Source organism: Xanthomonas sp. CFBP 8152 (assembly GCF_014199025.1).
Lineage (GTDB): Bacteria > Pseudomonadota > Gammaproteobacteria > Xanthomonadales > Xanthomonadaceae > Xanthomonas > Xanthomonas arboricola_B.
In genome coordinates this window covers 717,680-732,342 of record NZ_JACHNO010000003.1, presented here as the reverse complement: position 1 = coordinate 732,342, position 14,663 = coordinate 717,680, and the positions used below count along the sequence as shown (strand labels likewise).

Below are 14,663 nucleotides of genomic sequence, written 5' to 3'. Positions count from 1 at the left end.
CGGCAGCGCGCGGTATTGCAAACGCGCTCAGTACTGTTTTTTCTTGCGCTTGGCCGGCTGAGCGCGCGGCGGCGGCGGTTCGGGCGAATCGCCGCGATCCTCTGCCAAGCGGAAGTCGATCTTGCGCTCTTCCATGCTGGCCTTGAGCACCAGCACCCGCACCGGATCGCCCAGGCGGAATGCACGGCCGCGGCGCTCGCCACTGAGCGTCTTGCGGATCGGATCGAACTGGTAATAGTCCTGCGGCAACTGGGTGACATGCACCAGGCCATTGACCTTGGACTCGTTCAATTCAACGAACAGGCCGAATCCGGTCACGCCACTGATCACGCCGTCGAACTGGCCGCCGACATGCTTTTCCATCCACGCGGCGCGATACCGCTCGTCGACTTCACGTTCGGCCTCGTCGGCACGCCGACCGCGCTCGGAACACTGCAGCGACAAGGCCGCCATCTGACGCGGGGTGTAGATGTATTTTTCCGGGCTGGCGCCGGTCAACGCGTGCTTGATTGCGCGGTGCACCAGCAGATCCGGGTAACGACGGATCGGCGAGGTGAAGTGCGCATACGCCTCCAGCGCCAGACCGAAGTGACCGTTGTTGTCAGGCGAGTACACCGCCAGGCTCTGGCTGCGCAGCAGCACCGATTCCAGCAGCGCCGCATCGGGGCGCGCGCGCACCTTTTTCAGCAACTTGGTGTAGTCGCCAGGGCGCACCTTGCTCCACGCCGGCAGACTCAGCTGGAACTCCTTGAGGAACTCCAGCAGGTCTTCGTACTTGCTCTCCGGCGGCCGCTCATGCACGCGGTACGGCGCCGGCACATGCATGCTCAGCAGGTAACGCGCGGCCTCGACGTTGGCGGCGATCATGCATTCTTCGATCAGCTTGTGCGCATCGTTGCGCACCAGCATGCCGGCCTGAGTGACTTCTCCGGTGTTGTCGAGCACGAAGCGTACTTCGGAGGTTTCGAACTCGATCGCGCCACGCTGCGTGCGCGCCTTCGACAGCACGTTGTACAGCTGATGCAGGCGCTGCACCTGCGGCAGCAACGGGCCGATGAAGGCCTTGGTGTCCGCGTCGTCTTCGCCGACCGCTTTCCAGACCTGGTTATAGGTCAGGCGCGCATGCGAGTTCATCACCGCCTCATAGAAGCGCGAACCGGTGACTTCGCCATCGCGACCCACCTGCATGTCGCAGACGAAACACATGCGGTCGACCTTGGGCATCAGCGAACAGATGCCATTGGACAACGTCTCGGGCAGCATCGGCACGACGAAACCCGGGAAATACACCGAGGTGGCGCGCTTTTGCGCCTCGTCGTCCAGCGGGGTGCCGGGACGCACATAGTTGGACACGTCGGCGATCGCCACCACCAGACGGAAGCCGTCGGCATTGGATTCGCAATACACCGCGTCGTCGAAATCCTTGGCGTCTTCGCCGTCGATGGTGACCAGCGGCATCTGCCGCAGATCCACGCGCCCGCCGATCATCTGCGGCTCGACCACCAACGGCACCGCCGCGGCTTGGTCCAGCACTTCCTGCGGGAATTCGTGCGGCAGCTCATGGCCGTGGATCGCCATTTCCACTACCAGCGACGGCGTCAGCTTGTCGCCCAGCACCGCGATGATCTTGCCGATCGCCGGGCGCCGCGCGTCCGGTGGCGCGATCAGCTCGCACACCACCAACTGCCCTTCGCGTGCCTCGCCGATGCCATCCGGTGCGATCTGCACGTTGCGTTGCACGCGCTTGTCGTCCGGGTCGACATAGGCCACGCCATGCTCGTAGAAGAAGCGCCCGAGCATGCGCGACATGCGGCGCTCGAGCACCCGCGCGATCGCACCTTCGCGACGGCCGCGGCGGTCGATGCCGGTGACGTTGGCTAGCGCACGATCGCCGTGCATGACCTTACGCATCTCGTAAGGCGGCAGGAACAGGTCGTCGCCACCTTCGTCGGGCTTGAGGAAGCCGAAGCCTTCCGGATTGGCGATCACCACCCCGGCGATCAAGCTGGTCTGCTGCACCGGTGCATAGCCGCCGCGACGGTTCTGCACCAACTGCGCTTCGCGCACCATCGCCGCCAGGCGCTTACCCAGCGCGTCGATGCGGTCGCTGAGATTGAGTTGTTCGGCGATTTCCTCGGCGGTCTGCGGGCCATCGCAGGCGTCGAGCAGCTGCAGGATGGCCTCGCGGCTGGCGATCGGTTCGGCGTAGCGCAGTGCTTCGCGATCGGCATGCGGATCCTTGAACTCCGCCGCCGGCGCGGGCGCTTCGGTTGGCGCCTGCTGGAAGCGTTCCGGCGGCGGCGCCGGCGGACCACTCTTGCGCGGATGCGGGGCGCGTGGCGGCGGCGTGGGCAGTACGGGCGCCACCGGCGGCTCGGGCGAGGCGTTGGCGGCCTTGTCGGCAGCGCGTTTGTTGGCGGACCTGGTCGACGCACCGGCGGCGGCGCGGACCAGGAAGTCCGGCATCCAGCCCGGCAACTTCTGTTTTTCGGCGGTGGTGGACTCGCCCGGGCTGGTGGACTTGCGGCGGCTGGGCCGATCGGAATCTGGGGTGTTTTTCTTCGTCATTGCTTACATGGTACCCCTTGCGGCCGCGGCATGGGCAGCAGGGCGCGCCCGGCGGGCGGCAACTGGCGTTCGCAAGGCATTGACAAGCCCACCCGGAGTCTGCAAAATTCGCGGCTCACCTGCCCAGGTGGCGGAATTGGTAGACGCACTAGCTTCAGGTGCTAGCGGGGGCAACTTCGTGGAGGTTCGAGTCCTCTTCTGGGCACCAGTTTAAAAAGACCTCCGAGCGATCGGGGGTCTTCTGGTTTCTGGGGCCTGGAAAATTCCTGGGGTCGTGCGCTTGCGTTGCCGGCCAACGGTAGCCTGCTGTCAATCGGCGGCCGAAATTCCGCGCACGCCGTGGCTCGGCAACCGCGTAACCGATAGTCTCCTGCGCGACAGCAGCATCCTCTTCGACGCCACTGCCCTGGCTCTGCAGCGCAGGCCGGATTACGGCGCTGCCGTGATGCCTGCCTCGCGCAGCGCCGTCGCCCAGATCGCATACCCGGTCTCACTGGGATGGGTGCCGTCGGGCATCAGCGCCTCGGGCAAGGTCCCGTCCGGTTGCAGCATCCGGGGGCCGATGTCGACCAGGCGCACGGACCGATCCTTGCCATAACGCGCGGCCAGCAGCCGATTGGTCTCGGCAATGGGGGCGCGCTGCGCATCTCCGGCATGGCGGCCACGCGGCATGATCGCCATCAGGATCAGCTGGCTCCTGGGCAAACGGCGACGCACCTCGCTCACCACCGCCTCCACGCCCTGCGCGGTCTCGGCAGGCGTAGCCGCGCGCGATTGCGCGGTGCCGGTGAGGTTGTTGGTGCCGATATGCAATACCACCCAGCGCGGATCCAGGCCGTCGAGCTCGCCCTGGCGGATCCGCCACAGCACATTCTGGGTGCGGTCCCAGCCGAAGCCCAGATTCAGCACCGGGCGGCTGCCGTACAACCAGCTCCACGATTCGGGTCCGCTGACGCGCGTTGCCTGCGGTGGGCCGGCCCAGAAGTGTGTGATCGAATCGCCGATCATCACCACCTCGGGCTTGAGCGCGCGCGCTGCGGCCAGCGCCGCATGGTGACGCGCATACCAGTCGTAGGAATCCTGCTCCAGCCGGTCGACCGGAATCAGCGAGGTCGCAAAATCGCGGCCCAGCGCCGCAACCGGCTTGACCGGTGGCTCGCCGAGCAGGCGCGCCAGGGTCGGCTCGATCGCCTCGGCCAGCATGCGCTGGCCTTGCGTGTCCGGATGCAGGGCACCGGCCGGCGGACGGAAGCGGGTGTCGTAAAACAGCTCGGTGCGCAGCTTGCCGTCGCGCTGGAAAATCGACCCCACATCCAGGTAGGTCACGCGTGGATTGTCGCCATAGCGCACCGCCAGGCCCTGGTTGATCTGCGCATCGCGGCGCGACTTCTCGCCGGAGAGGTCGCTGGGCAGCACGCCCAGCAGCAAGATCTGCGTGCGCGGCAATTTCTGTTCGATCGCCGCCACCACCGCATCGATACCGAGCTGGGCCTGCTCCGCGGTCTGGCCGAGATGGCCGGTGTTGTTGGTGCCGATCAACACAAGCGCGACCTTGGGCTGCAGGCCATCCACCTCGCCATTGGCCAGCCGCCACAGCACGTGTTCGGTGCCGTCGCCGCTGAAGCCCAGGTTGAGCGCGCCACGGCTGCCGTAGAAGGTCTGCCAGGTCGGCTGGAAATCCTCGTCCGGCGCCTTGGCTTTTTCGTAGTTCTGGGTGATCGAATCGCCGATCAACAACAGCGGCGTGTCGGCGTGCTGCTTCACCTGCTCCAGCACCTGCGCATGCCGCTGCGACCACCAGGCTTCCTGCAGGCGGTCGGTGGGCACGATCGAGGGCGGCGGCGTTTGCGCACCTGCCGCAGCGCAGACCAGCAACAGCCCCCAACACACCAGCATGGGCGCAATGGCAGACAACGAGAAGCGAGGAACTACCGCGTGCGAAGACCGGGGCATGCGCGCACCAGAGGCTGGAGAAGCAGCGATTGTGATCCGCGTGCGCTGCACACGACAAGCGCGGACGCCGCCAGCTGCGATGTAACACTGCGAAGTGTTTGCCAGGTGCCGACGCCAGGCCACTGACACGGCGCATCTCTGATGCCAGGTCGCGCACGCTTGCGTGAGCGCGCGCCTGCGCGTGATGAAGCGCTATCGATAAGCTTCATCGCGCGCAGGCACGCTCCTATGCGATGCGAAGCGATCACCGCACCGAGCTGCCGGATCGACCGCTGCGCATCTTGGGCCGATCGAGCCGATGGCGGCGCGCTGCCGGATCAGCTGCTCAGCGCAGGCCGGTCTCGCCGCGCGCGATCACCAGGCGCTGGATTTCCGAGGTGCCTTCGTAGATCTCGGTGATCTTGGCGTCGCGGAAGTAGCGCTCCAGAGGCATTTCCTTGGAATAGCCCATGCCGCCATGGATCTGCACCGCCTGATGGGTGATCCACATCGCCGCTTCCGAGGCGGTGAGCTTGGCCACGGCCGCCTCGGTGCCGAACTTCTGCCCCTGCCCCTTCAACCAGGCCGCGCGCAGCGTCAGCAGCAGCGCTGCATCCAGCTTGCACTTCATGTCGGCGATCTTGGCCTGGGTCATCTGGAACGTGCCGATGGCCGCGCCGAAAGCCTTGCGCTCCTTGACGTAGGCCAAGGTCGCTTCGTACGCCGCACGCGCGATGCCGACCGCTTGCGAAGCGATGCCGATGCGCCCGGCGTCGAGCACGCTCATCGCGGTCTTGAAGCCTTCGCCTTCCACGCCCAGCACTTCCTCGGGCTGGGCAATGTAATCGGCAAACTCGATCTCGCAGGTGGCCGAAGCGCGGATGCCGAGCTTGGGCTCGGTCTTGCCGCGATGGAAGCCGGCGCGATCGGCGTCGACCATGAAGGCGGTGATACCGCGCGAGCCCTTGTCCGGCTCGGTCACCGCAAACAACACGATGTACTTGGCAACCGGGCCGGAGGTGATCCAGCTCTTCTTGCCGTTGATCACGAAGCTGCCATCGGCCTGCTTGACCGCGCGGCAACGCATCGCCGAGGCATCCGAGCCGGACTGCGGCTCGGTCAGTGCGAACGCGCCGATCCGCGCGCCCTCGGCGATCGCGCGCACGTACAGCTGTTTTTGTGCCTCGCTGCCGTTCTTCAGGATGCCGGTGCAGAACAGCGAGTTGTTGACCGACACGATGGTGGAATGCGCGCCGTCGGCCGCGGCGATCTCGATCATTGCCAGCGCATAGCTGATCGGGTCCATGCCGGCGCCGCCGTACTCGGCCGGCACCTCGATGCCCATCAGGCCGTTTTCGCCGAGCAGGCGGATGTTCTCCAGCGGGAACTCGCCGCTGCGATCGAACTGCTCCGCGCTGGGGGCGATCTTTTCCTGGGCGATGCGGCGCGCCACATCCTGGATCATCAATTGTTCTTCGGTAAAGCTGAAATCCACGTCGCACCCCTCCAGGCCTAGGCTGAGTGTCCATTGTAGCCCCAACCATTCGCATGCGTATGTAGTTGACCCCACTCCCTGCCCGGCCGAAAATATCTCCATATCGCGATATAGAGATATTCATGGATCTGGAAGACTGGTCGGCGCGCCTGAAGGTATTTGCCGACGCCACCCGCGTCCGCCTGCTGACCTTGCTGGAGCAGGAAGAACTCACCGTGGCCGAGCTGTCGGCGATCACCCGCCTGGCCCAGCCGCGCGTGTCCACGCACCTGGCCAAGCTCAAGGAAGCCGGGCTGGTGCGCGACCGCCGCGCCGGCGTGTCGGCTTACTACCGTTTCGATGAGGTGTCGCTGGACCCGGCGCAGCGCGCCCTGTGGCTGGCACTGAGCACCGGCAGCGACGATCCGCTGCTGCGCCAGGACGCCGAGCGCGTGGCCGCGGTGCTGGCCAACCGCGCGGCCGACCAGAACTGGGCCGATTCGGTGGCCGGCGACATGGAGCGGCACTACTCCCCGGGGCGCACCTGGGAAGCGCTGGCGCGCACCGCCCTGCCCTTGCTGGAAACCGGCGACGTGCTCGACATCGCCTCCGGCGACGGCGTGCTGGCCGAGCTGGTGGCGCCGCATGCCACCCGCTACATCTGCATCGACACCAGCGCGCGCGTGGTCGCCGCCGCCAGCGAGCGCTTGCGCAAGCTGCGCAATGTGGAAGTGCGCGAGGGCGACATGCATGCGCTGCCGTTTCCCGATGCCAGTTTCGACCTGGTGGTGCTGATGCATGCGCTCACCTACGCAGCCAAGCCGGCGCAGGCAGTGGCCGAATCCGCGCGCGTGCTGCGCCCCGGCGGCCGCCTGCTGCTATGCAGCCTGGCCAAGCACGAACACCGCGCCGCGGTGCACGCCTATGGCCACGTCAATCTCGGGTTTGCTGCCAAGGAATTGCGCAGGTTCGCCGAGAAAGCCGGCCTGGACGTGTCCAGCCTGGAAACGGTGACGCGGGAGAAGCGCCCGCCGCATTTCGAGGTGATTTCGTTGATTGCGGCGAAGCCGGGAACTGGGAATCGGGAATCGGGAAACGGTGAAAGCAGCGCCACTGCCTCACGGAGAATCGCATCATGACGCCCGCGGTAATCCCCAATCCCCAATCCCCAGTCCCGTTTGCGCTGCCCTGGCTGCATCCCGAGCGCGCCGCCCGGCTCACTGCCGCGCTCGCCGAACGCATCCTCATCATCGACGGTGCGATGGGCACCATGATCCAGCGCCACGATCTGCAGGAGCCCGACTATCGCGGCACCCGCTTTGCCGACGGCTACGACAGCGCGCAGGTACACGTGCATGGCCCAGGCTGCGATCACGCACATGCGCCGGAGGGCCACGACCTGAAAGGCAACAACGATCTGCTGTTGCTGTCGCGCCCGGAAATCATCGCCGGCATCCATCGCGCCTATCTGGACGCCGGTGCCGACCTGCTGGAAACCAATACCTTCAACGCCACCTCGGTGAGCCAGGCCGACTATCACCTGGAACATCTGGTCTACGAATTGAACAAGGCCGGCGCGCAGGTCGCGCGCGCCTGCTGCGACGAAGTGGAGGCGCTGACCCCGCATAAACCGCGCTTCGTGATCGGCGTGCTCGGCCCCACCAGCCGCACCGCCTCGATCAGCCCGGACGTCAACGACCCCGGCTACCGCAACACCAGCTTCGACGCCTTGCGCGACACCTATCGCGAGGCCATCGACGGTTTGATCGATGGCGGCGCCGACACGTTGATGGTGGAAACCATCTTCGACACGCTCAACGCCAAGGCTGCGCTGTATGCGATCGAGGAAGTGTTCGAAGCGCGCGGCGGGCGCCTGCCGGTGATGATCTCCGGCACCATCACCGATGCGTCCGGACGCACCTTGTCCGGCCAGACGGCGGAAGCGTTCTATGCCTCGGTCGCACACGGGCGGCCGCTGTCGGTGGGCCTGAACTGCGCGCTCGGTGCCAAGGACTTGCGCCCGCATGTGGAAACGCTGGCGCAGATTGCCGACGCCTATGTCAGCGCGCATCCCAATGCCGGCCTGCCGAATGCCTTCGGCGAGTACGACGAAACGCCGGAAGAAATGGCCCAAACCCTGCGCGAATTCGCGCAGGCCGGCCTGCTCAATCTGGTCGGCGGCTGCTGCGGCACCTCGCCGGATCACATCCGCGCAATCGCCGAAGCGGTCGCCGACCTGCCGCCGCGGCAAGTGCCTGTATCCAGCCGGACTAGCAACGCGGCCGCCCTTCTCCAGAGCATCGCATGAGCACTCCCCGCCACACCCGCCTGTCCGGACTGGAACCGCTGGTCATCACCCCTGACCTGTTGTTCGTCAACGTGGGCGAGCGCACCAACGTCACCGGCAGCGCGCAGTTCCGCAAGCTGATCAAGGAGGAGCGCTACGAAGAAGCGGTGGAAGTGGCGCGCCAGCAGGTCGCCAACGGTGCGCAGATCCTCGACGTCAACATGGACGAGGGCTTGATCGATTCGGAAAAGGCGATGACGCGCTTTCTCAACCTGATCATGTCCGAGCCGGATATCGCGCGCATTCCGGTGATGGTGGATTCGTCCAAGTGGAGCGTGATCGAAGCCGGCCTGAAGTGCCTGCAAGGCAAGAGCGTGGTCAATTCGATCTCGCTCAAGGAAGGCGAGGCACTGTTCATCGAACACGCGCGCAAGGTGCTGCGCTATGGCGCTGCCGCGGTGGTGATGGCGTTCGATGAAGTCGGCCAGGCCGATACCTGCGCGCGCAAGGTCGAGATCTGCACGCGCGCCTATAAGGTGTTGACCGAACAGGTAGGATTTCCGCCGGAAGACATCATCTTCGACCCAAACATCTTTGCCGTGGCCACCGGCATCGAGGAGCACGACAACTACGCGGTGGACTTCATCGAAGCCACCCGCCAGATCAAACGCACGCTGCCGCATTGCCATATTTCCGGCGGCGTCTCCAACGTGTCGTTCTCGTTCCGCGGCAACGAGATGGTGCGCCAGGCGATCCACTCGGTGTTCCTGTTCCATGCGATCAAGGCCGGCATGGACATGGGCATCGTCAACGCCGGCGGCATGCCGATCTACGACGAGCTGGACCCGGAACTGCGCGAACGCGTGGAGGATGTGATCCTCAATCGGCGCCGCGACGGCACCGAGCGGCTGCTGGAAATCGCCGAACGCTACAAAGGCAGCAAGGGCGCGGCGAAAGTCGAGGACCTGGCCTGGCGCGAGAAGCCGGTGCGTGCGCGGCTGGCGCATGCACTGGTGCACGGCATCGACGCATTCGTTGAAACCGACACCGAGGAAGCGCGCCAGCAATCCACCCGTCCGCTGGATGTGATCGAAGGCCCGCTGATGGACGGCATGAACGTGGTCGGCGACCTGTTCGGCGCCGGCAAGATGTTCCTGCCGCAGGTGGTCAAGTCCGCGCGTGTGATGAAGAAGGCGGTGGCGTATCTGCTGCCCTTTATCGAAGCGGAAAAGCTGCGGACCGGCGATGTCGGCAAGTCCAACGGCAAGATCATCATGGCCACCGTCAAGGGCGACGTGCACGACATCGGCAAGAACATCGTCGGCGTGGTGCTGGCATGCAACAACTTCGACGTGGTGGACCTGGGCGTGATGGTGTCGGCGCAGGTGATACTGGACCGTGCACGCGCAGAGAATGCGGACCTGATCGGCTTGTCCGGCCTGATCACGCCGTCGCTGGAAGAGATGTCGCACGTTGCACGTGAGATGCAGCGGCAAGGCTTCGAGATTCCGCTGTTGATCGGTGGCGCGACCACCTCGCGCGCGCACACTGCATTGAAGATCGACCCGCATTACACCGCCCCCACCGTGTGGGTGAAGGACGCCTCGCGTGCGGTGGGCGTTGCGCAATCGCTGATCTCGCGCGACCTACGCCAGGCCTTCGTCGCCGCCAACGATGCCGACTACGCAGAGATCCGCGCGCGCCATCGCAACCGCGGCGACGCCAAACGCCTGGTGTCGCTGGAAAAGGCACGCGCCCAGCGTTTCGATGGCGACTGGGACACCTACACGCCGCCCGCCCCGCGCCAGCCGGGCCTGCATGTGTTGAACGACTATCCGCTGCAGGAGTTGATCGAGCTGATCGACTGGACCCCGTTCTTCCAGGCCTGGGAACTGGCCGGCAAGTTTCCGGCGATCCTCAGCGACGAGGTGGTCGGCACCCAGGCCAGCGAGTTGTACCGCGATGCACGCAAGATGCTGCGCACCATCGTCGCCGAAAAATGGCTCACCGCGAAGGCCGTGTTCGGGCTGTGGCCGGCCAATGCGGTAGGCGATGATGTTGTCGTGCTGACCGAGCCTGCGGAATCGGGAATCGGGAATCGGGAATCGCAAGGCGGCGCATCGGCGCCCGACCATTCCCGATTCTCCATTCCCCATTCCCTGCACTTTTTACGCCAACAAGTCGACAAACCCATCGACCGCCCCGACTTCTGCCTGGCCGATTTCATCGCGCCCAAGAGCAGCGGCAAGCAGGACTGGATCGGTGCGTTTGCGGTGACCGCCGGTATCGGTATCGACCCGCATGTGGCACGGTTTGAAGCCGCGCACGACGACTACAACTCCATCCTGCTCAAGGCCCTGGCCGACCGTCTGGCCGAGGCGCTGGCCGAACGCCTGCATCAACGCGTGCGTACCGAATTCTGGGGTTATGTGGAAGATGAGACGCTGGACAACGAAGCGCTGATCGCCGAGCGCTATCGGGGAATTCGCCCGGCACCGGGTTATCCCGCCTGCCCCGAGCACAGCGAAAAGCGCACCCTGTTCGACCTGCTCGATGCCGAGCGTCATACCACGATGACGCTGACCGAAAGTTTCGCGATGCTGCCCACCGCAGCGGTCTCCGGCTACTACTTCAGCCATCCCAAGAGCCAGTACTTCGTGGTCGGGCGCCTGGGCAAGGAACAGGTGGCCGACTACGCCAAGCGCAAGGGCATCACCTTGGCATTGGCCGAACGTTGGCTGGCATCGAATCTGGATTACGACCCGGAGTAAGAACCGGCTCAGACATCGTAGGAGCGCACCCGGGCGCGATGAGGCTTTACCGGTAAAGCCTCATCGCGCCCGGGTGCGCTCCTACGCGGCGCCGACGCATTGCACGGCGGCGCCCTTGATCACACCAGCATCAAGCAGCCGGCCGCAACACGTTCAAGACTTCGTAGCACGCGCCCATGGTGTGGTAATCGGTCTTGCCGGCAGGGCTTTTTTCATCGCTGTACTTGCGGTTGTCCGCGTCCAGAATGCGGTACCACGCACCGTAGCGGTGGTCGACCATGTGCTTCCAGGAATATTCCCAGAGCTGGTCGTACCACTGCCAATAGCGCTGCTCGCCGCTGCGCTGCGCCAGCAATGCGGCCGCCGCCAGCGATTCTGCCTGCACCCAGAAGTACTTGTCGTCGTCGCAGACCTTGCCGTCCGGGTCGAAGCCGTAATACAGCCCGCCACGCTGCGCATCCCAGGAGCGCTCCACTGCCACATCGAACAGGTGTTGCGCGGTCGGCAACAGCCAGTCGGTCGGTGCGTAGCGATCCAGCAGCATCAGCAGCTTGGCCCATTCGGTCTGATGGCCCGGCTGGAAACCCCAGGGGCGGAACAGGTGCTTGGGATCGTCGCGGTTGTAGTCCCAGTCGATGTTCCATTGCAGATCGTAGTGTTCCCACACCAGGCCGTCGGCCTTGGCCGCCTGACGCCGGGTCATGGTGTCGGCCAGCGACAGCGCACGGTCCAGGTAGCGTTGTTCGCCACTGGCTTCGTAGGCGGCGATCATCGCCTCGCACATGTGCATGTTGGCGTTCTGGCCGCGGTAGCTGGTGAAGTTGAACTGCGCATCGGCTTCGTCGCGGTACAGGCCGAATTCCGGCTCCCAGAAATGTTTTTCCAGCAGCTGCCAGGTCTCGTCCATCCATGCGCGCGCCTCCTCGATGCCCGCCTTCAGGCCGCACGAGTACGCCAGCAGCACGAAGGCCACGCCGTAGCAGTGATTCATGTCGTCCTCGACCACGCCGTCGCGCAAGGTCCATGCGTAGCCGCCGGTGGCCGGATTGCGATGCACGTTGCGCAGATAGTCCAGGCCGTGACGCACCGCCTGCAGGTACTGCGCATCGCCGAATTCGCGATACGCCATCGCGTAGTTGAAGACAAAGCGCGTGCTGCTGACCAGATGCCGATGCCCGGCATCGTAGATCGAACCATCGTCGCGGAAATACTGGAAAAACCCGCCCGCCGGGTCGATCGCGCGCGGGTGGTAGAACGCCATGGTGTCGGCGATATGCTGACGCAGTACATCGGCCGAACGGAAATCGGGTGCGGGGCTCGCAGGCAAACGGCTCATGATTGTTCCTGGATCAGGGAATGGACTTCATCGACGCTCGGCATGGCCGCAAACGCGCCCTTGCGCGTTACCGCCAGCGCGCCGACCGCCGCGGCAAAACGGATCACCTCGGTGATCGCGGCGGCATCGCCGGACAGCTGCTCCAGCGTGGACGCACGCGTCGCCAGCTGAAACAGCAAGCCACCGACGAACGCATCGCCCGCTGCCGTACTGTCGCGCACCTGCACGCGGAAGGCCGGCACCTGGCCCGAATCGGTGCGTGTCTGCCAGTGCACCGGCCCGCCACCGTCAGTAACCAGCAACCAGCTGGCCTGGCCCTGCCAGAGCTTGCGGACGACCGCGCTGGCGTCGCCATCGAGCGTGCCGGCCAGGTAATCGAGTTCTTCGCGCGAGAGCTTGACCACATCGGCCAGCGCCAACGCCTCCCACAGCAGCGCAGCCGGGTCCACATCCTGCGGCCACAGCATCGGGCGCAGGTTGAGATCCAGGCTGACGATGGCACCATCGGCGCGTGCGCGGCGCATGCCGTCCAGCGTGCATTGCGCGATCGCAGGCTCGGTCATGCTGTTGGAACACACATGCAGCACGGCGGCCTGCGTGAAGCCGTCCGCGGCGAAATGCTCCGGCCGGAACAGCAGATCCGCCGCAGGCGGACGATAGAAACTGAAACTGCGCTCGCCGGCTTCATCCAGCGCCACGAAGGCCAGCGCGGTCTTGGCCTGATCGGTGCGCACGATGCCATCGGTGGCGACGCCGGCCTGCTGCAGGCTCTGCAGCAAAAAATCGCCGAACATGTCGCGCCCCAGCATGCCGACGAAATGCGCCGCGCCACCCAGCCGCGCCACCGCGACCGCGACATTGGCCGGCGCACCGCCGGCGTATTGCGCAAACGTGCGTGCCTCATCCGGACCGGCCTGCGGCAGTGCCAGCATGTCGATCAGGGCCTCGCCGAAACAGACCACCCGGTCCTTGGCAGCACTCATGCGTGCGCCTCCGCCAGTGCGCCGCGCAGACGCGAGCCCCAGATGCCGTAGAACACGATGTACAGGTAGCACACCAGCGGCAGCACGAAGGACGCGTGCAGACCGATGCTGTCGGCCAGCAGACCCTGCAGATACGGCACGATGGCGCCGCCGACAATGGCCATGATCAACAGGCTCGAGGCGCGGCCGGTCAGCGGACCGAGCCGCTCGATGCCCAGCGTAAAGATGGTCGGGAACATGATCGAATTGAACAGGCCGATCGCCACCAGCGCATACACCGCCAGCATGCCGCCACTGGCCATGGTCAGACCAAGCAGCAGTGCATTGATCCCGGCGAACACCGACAGCAGCACGCGCGGCGACAACTTGGCCAGCAAGGCCGAACCGATGAAGCGGCCGATCATCGCCAGCGTCCAGTACGCCGACACGTAGTGGGTCGCCTGGCGCTCGGTGAACCCGCCGATCTGCGGCAACGAGAAATAATTGACCATCAGGCTGCCGATCGCCACTTCCGCACCGACATAGAAGAAGATCGCCAAGACACCGAAGCGCACATGCGGATGCGCCAGCGCATCCAGCAGCGAATGCCCGCTGTCATCCTTCTGCGCGCCCGCATCGGTCAGAGCCGGCAGACGGAACAGGAATACGAAGATCGCCAGCAGAAACAGCACGATGCCCAGACCGATGTACGGCCCCTGCACGGCTTGCGCTTCCTGCACGCGATAGGCCAGTTGCTCGGCTTCCGGCAGCACCTTGAGCTGGTCGCCGCTCATCACGGTGTTGGACAGGATCAGCCAGCCACCGAACAGCGGCGCGATCGCCGTGCCCAGCGAATTGAGCGCTTGCGCCAGGGTCAACCGGCTGGACGCACTGCGCTCCGGACCCAACAGCGCGACATACGGGTTGGCGGCCACCTGCAGGATGGTGATGCCGGTGGCCAGCACGAACAGCGCGCCGAGAAATGCGCCATAGACGCGCAGTTCTGCCGCGGGCCAGAAGCCCAACGCACCGATCGCGGCAACCGCCAGCCCGGCCACGATGCCTTGCTTGTAGCCAAGCCTGGCCACCAGCCAACCGGCCGGCAGCGACATCAGGAAATAGGCGCCGAAGAAGGTGAACTGCACCAGCATCGCCTGCGCGAAGTTGAGTTCGAACACCGCCTTCAGATGCGGAATCAGGATGTCGTTGAGGCAGGTAAGAAAGCCCCACATGAAGAAGATGGTGGTGACGACCGACAACGCTACGCGGTTGTTGACGGGCGCCTTGTTGCCGCTTGGCGCAGTGGATTGCGTGGAAAGGGAAACCATAGGAG

General features: G+C 65.2%; 9 protein-coding genes and 1 tRNA gene. 4 read left to right on the top strand and 6 right to left on the bottom strand.

The genetic code is table 11. From position 1 onward, the window contains the following. Nucleotides 1-27 precede the first annotated feature (27 nt). Nucleotides 28-2,568 (bottom strand): ribonuclease R, encoded by a 2,541-nt coding sequence (gene rnr / locus FHT09_RS15065; protein ID WP_104605458.1) that lies wholly within the window; start codon nt 2,566-2,568, stop codon nt 28-30. Nucleotides 2,569-2,689: 121 nt separating this feature from the next. Here rnr and FHT09_RS15060 point away from each other — a divergent pair. Beyond that, nucleotides 2,690-2,776 (top strand) — tRNA-Leu (locus FHT09_RS15060). A gap of 221 nt (nt 2,777-2,997) precedes the next feature. On the opposite strand, the gene FHT09_RS15055 is transcribed toward FHT09_RS15060, so the two are convergent. After that, nucleotides 2,998-4,521: a platelet-activating factor acetylhydrolase IB subunit gene (locus FHT09_RS15055; protein ID WP_104605456.1), complete on the bottom strand. Its 1,524-nt coding sequence runs from the start codon at nt 4,519-4,521 to the stop codon at nt 2,998-3,000. A 325-nt stretch (nt 4,522-4,846) separates the two neighbouring features. Next, nucleotides 4,847-5,965, bottom strand: a complete 1,119-nt coding sequence (locus FHT09_RS15050; RefSeq protein ID WP_243849071.1) for an acyl-CoA dehydrogenase family protein — start codon at nt 5,963-5,965, stop codon at nt 4,847-4,849. A gap of 152 nt (nt 5,966-6,117) precedes the next feature. Between FHT09_RS15050 and FHT09_RS15045 the strand changes: the two genes are divergently transcribed. Genes FHT09_RS15045 through metH form a run of 3 tightly spaced genes read left to right on the top strand, consistent with a single transcriptional unit; the run spans nt 6,118 to nt 11,032 of the window. Further along, nucleotides 6,118-7,113, top strand: a complete 996-nt coding sequence (locus FHT09_RS15045) for a metalloregulator ArsR/SmtB family transcription factor (RefSeq protein ID WP_166775642.1) — start codon at nt 6,118-6,120, stop codon at nt 7,111-7,113. Then, entirely contained in the window at nt 7,110-8,282 is a 1,173-nt protein-coding gene (locus tag FHT09_RS15040) for a homocysteine S-methyltransferase family protein (RefSeq protein ID WP_104605450.1), read from the top strand. Before FHT09_RS15045 ends, FHT09_RS15040 begins: the two co-directional genes overlap by 4 nt. Further along, the gene (metH, locus tag FHT09_RS15035) at nt 8,279-11,032 is read left to right on the top strand and encodes a methionine synthase (RefSeq protein ID WP_104605448.1); all 2,754 of its coding nucleotides are present in this window, start codon (nt 8,279-8,281) and stop codon (nt 11,030-11,032) included. Before FHT09_RS15040 ends, metH begins: the two co-directional genes overlap by 4 nt. 130 nt (nt 11,033-11,162) lie before the next feature. On the opposite strand, the gene FHT09_RS15030 is transcribed toward metH, so the two are convergent. Genes FHT09_RS15030 through fucP form a run of 3 tightly spaced genes read right to left on the bottom strand, consistent with a single transcriptional unit; the run spans nt 11,163 to nt 14,658 of the window. Then, nucleotides 11,163-12,368, bottom strand: a complete 1,206-nt coding sequence (locus FHT09_RS15030; RefSeq protein ID WP_104538020.1) for an AGE family epimerase/isomerase — start codon at nt 12,366-12,368, stop codon at nt 11,163-11,165. Further along, nucleotides 12,365-13,351 (bottom strand): carbohydrate kinase, encoded by a 987-nt coding sequence (locus FHT09_RS15025; RefSeq protein ID WP_181141255.1) that lies wholly within the window; start codon nt 13,349-13,351, stop codon nt 12,365-12,367. Before FHT09_RS15025 ends, FHT09_RS15030 begins: the two co-directional genes overlap by 4 nt. Continuing rightward, complete coding sequence (gene fucP, locus FHT09_RS15020; protein ID WP_104605444.1) at nt 13,348-14,658, bottom strand: L-fucose:H+ symporter permease; 1,311 nt, start codon at nt 14,656-14,658, stop codon at nt 13,348-13,350. The genes FHT09_RS15025 and fucP overlap by 4 nt, the downstream gene beginning before the upstream one ends. Nucleotides 14,659-14,663 lie beyond the last annotated feature (5 nt).

Coding starts and splice junctions, on each gene's coding strand:
- rnr (WP_104605458.1), bottom strand. CDS start 2,568: ATGACGAAGAAAAACACCCCAGATTCCGATCGGCCCAGCCGCCGCAAG.
- FHT09_RS15055 (WP_104605456.1), bottom strand. CDS start 4,521: ATGCCCCGGTCTTCGCACGCGGTAGTTCCTCGCTTCTCGTTGTCTGCC.
- FHT09_RS15050 (WP_243849071.1), bottom strand. CDS start 5,965: ATGATCCAGGATGTGGCGCGCCGCATCGCCCAGGAAAAGATCGCCCCC.
- FHT09_RS15045 (WP_166775642.1), top strand. CDS start 6,118: ATGGATCTGGAAGACTGGTCGGCGCGCCTGAAGGTATTTGCCGACGCC.
- FHT09_RS15040 (WP_104605450.1), top strand. CDS start 7,110: ATGACGCCCGCGGTAATCCCCAATCCCCAATCCCCAGTCCCGTTTGCG.
- metH (WP_104605448.1), top strand. CDS start 8,279: ATGAGCACTCCCCGCCACACCCGCCTGTCCGGACTGGAACCGCTGGTC.
- FHT09_RS15030 (WP_104538020.1), bottom strand. CDS start 12,368: ATGAGCCGTTTGCCTGCGAGCCCCGCACCCGATTTCCGTTCGGCCGAT.
- FHT09_RS15025 (WP_181141255.1), bottom strand. CDS start 13,351: ATGAGTGCTGCCAAGGACCGGGTGGTCTGTTTCGGCGAGGCCCTGATC.
- fucP (WP_104605444.1), bottom strand. CDS start 14,658: ATGGTTTCCCTTTCCACGCAATCCACTGCGCCAAGCGGCAACAAGGCG.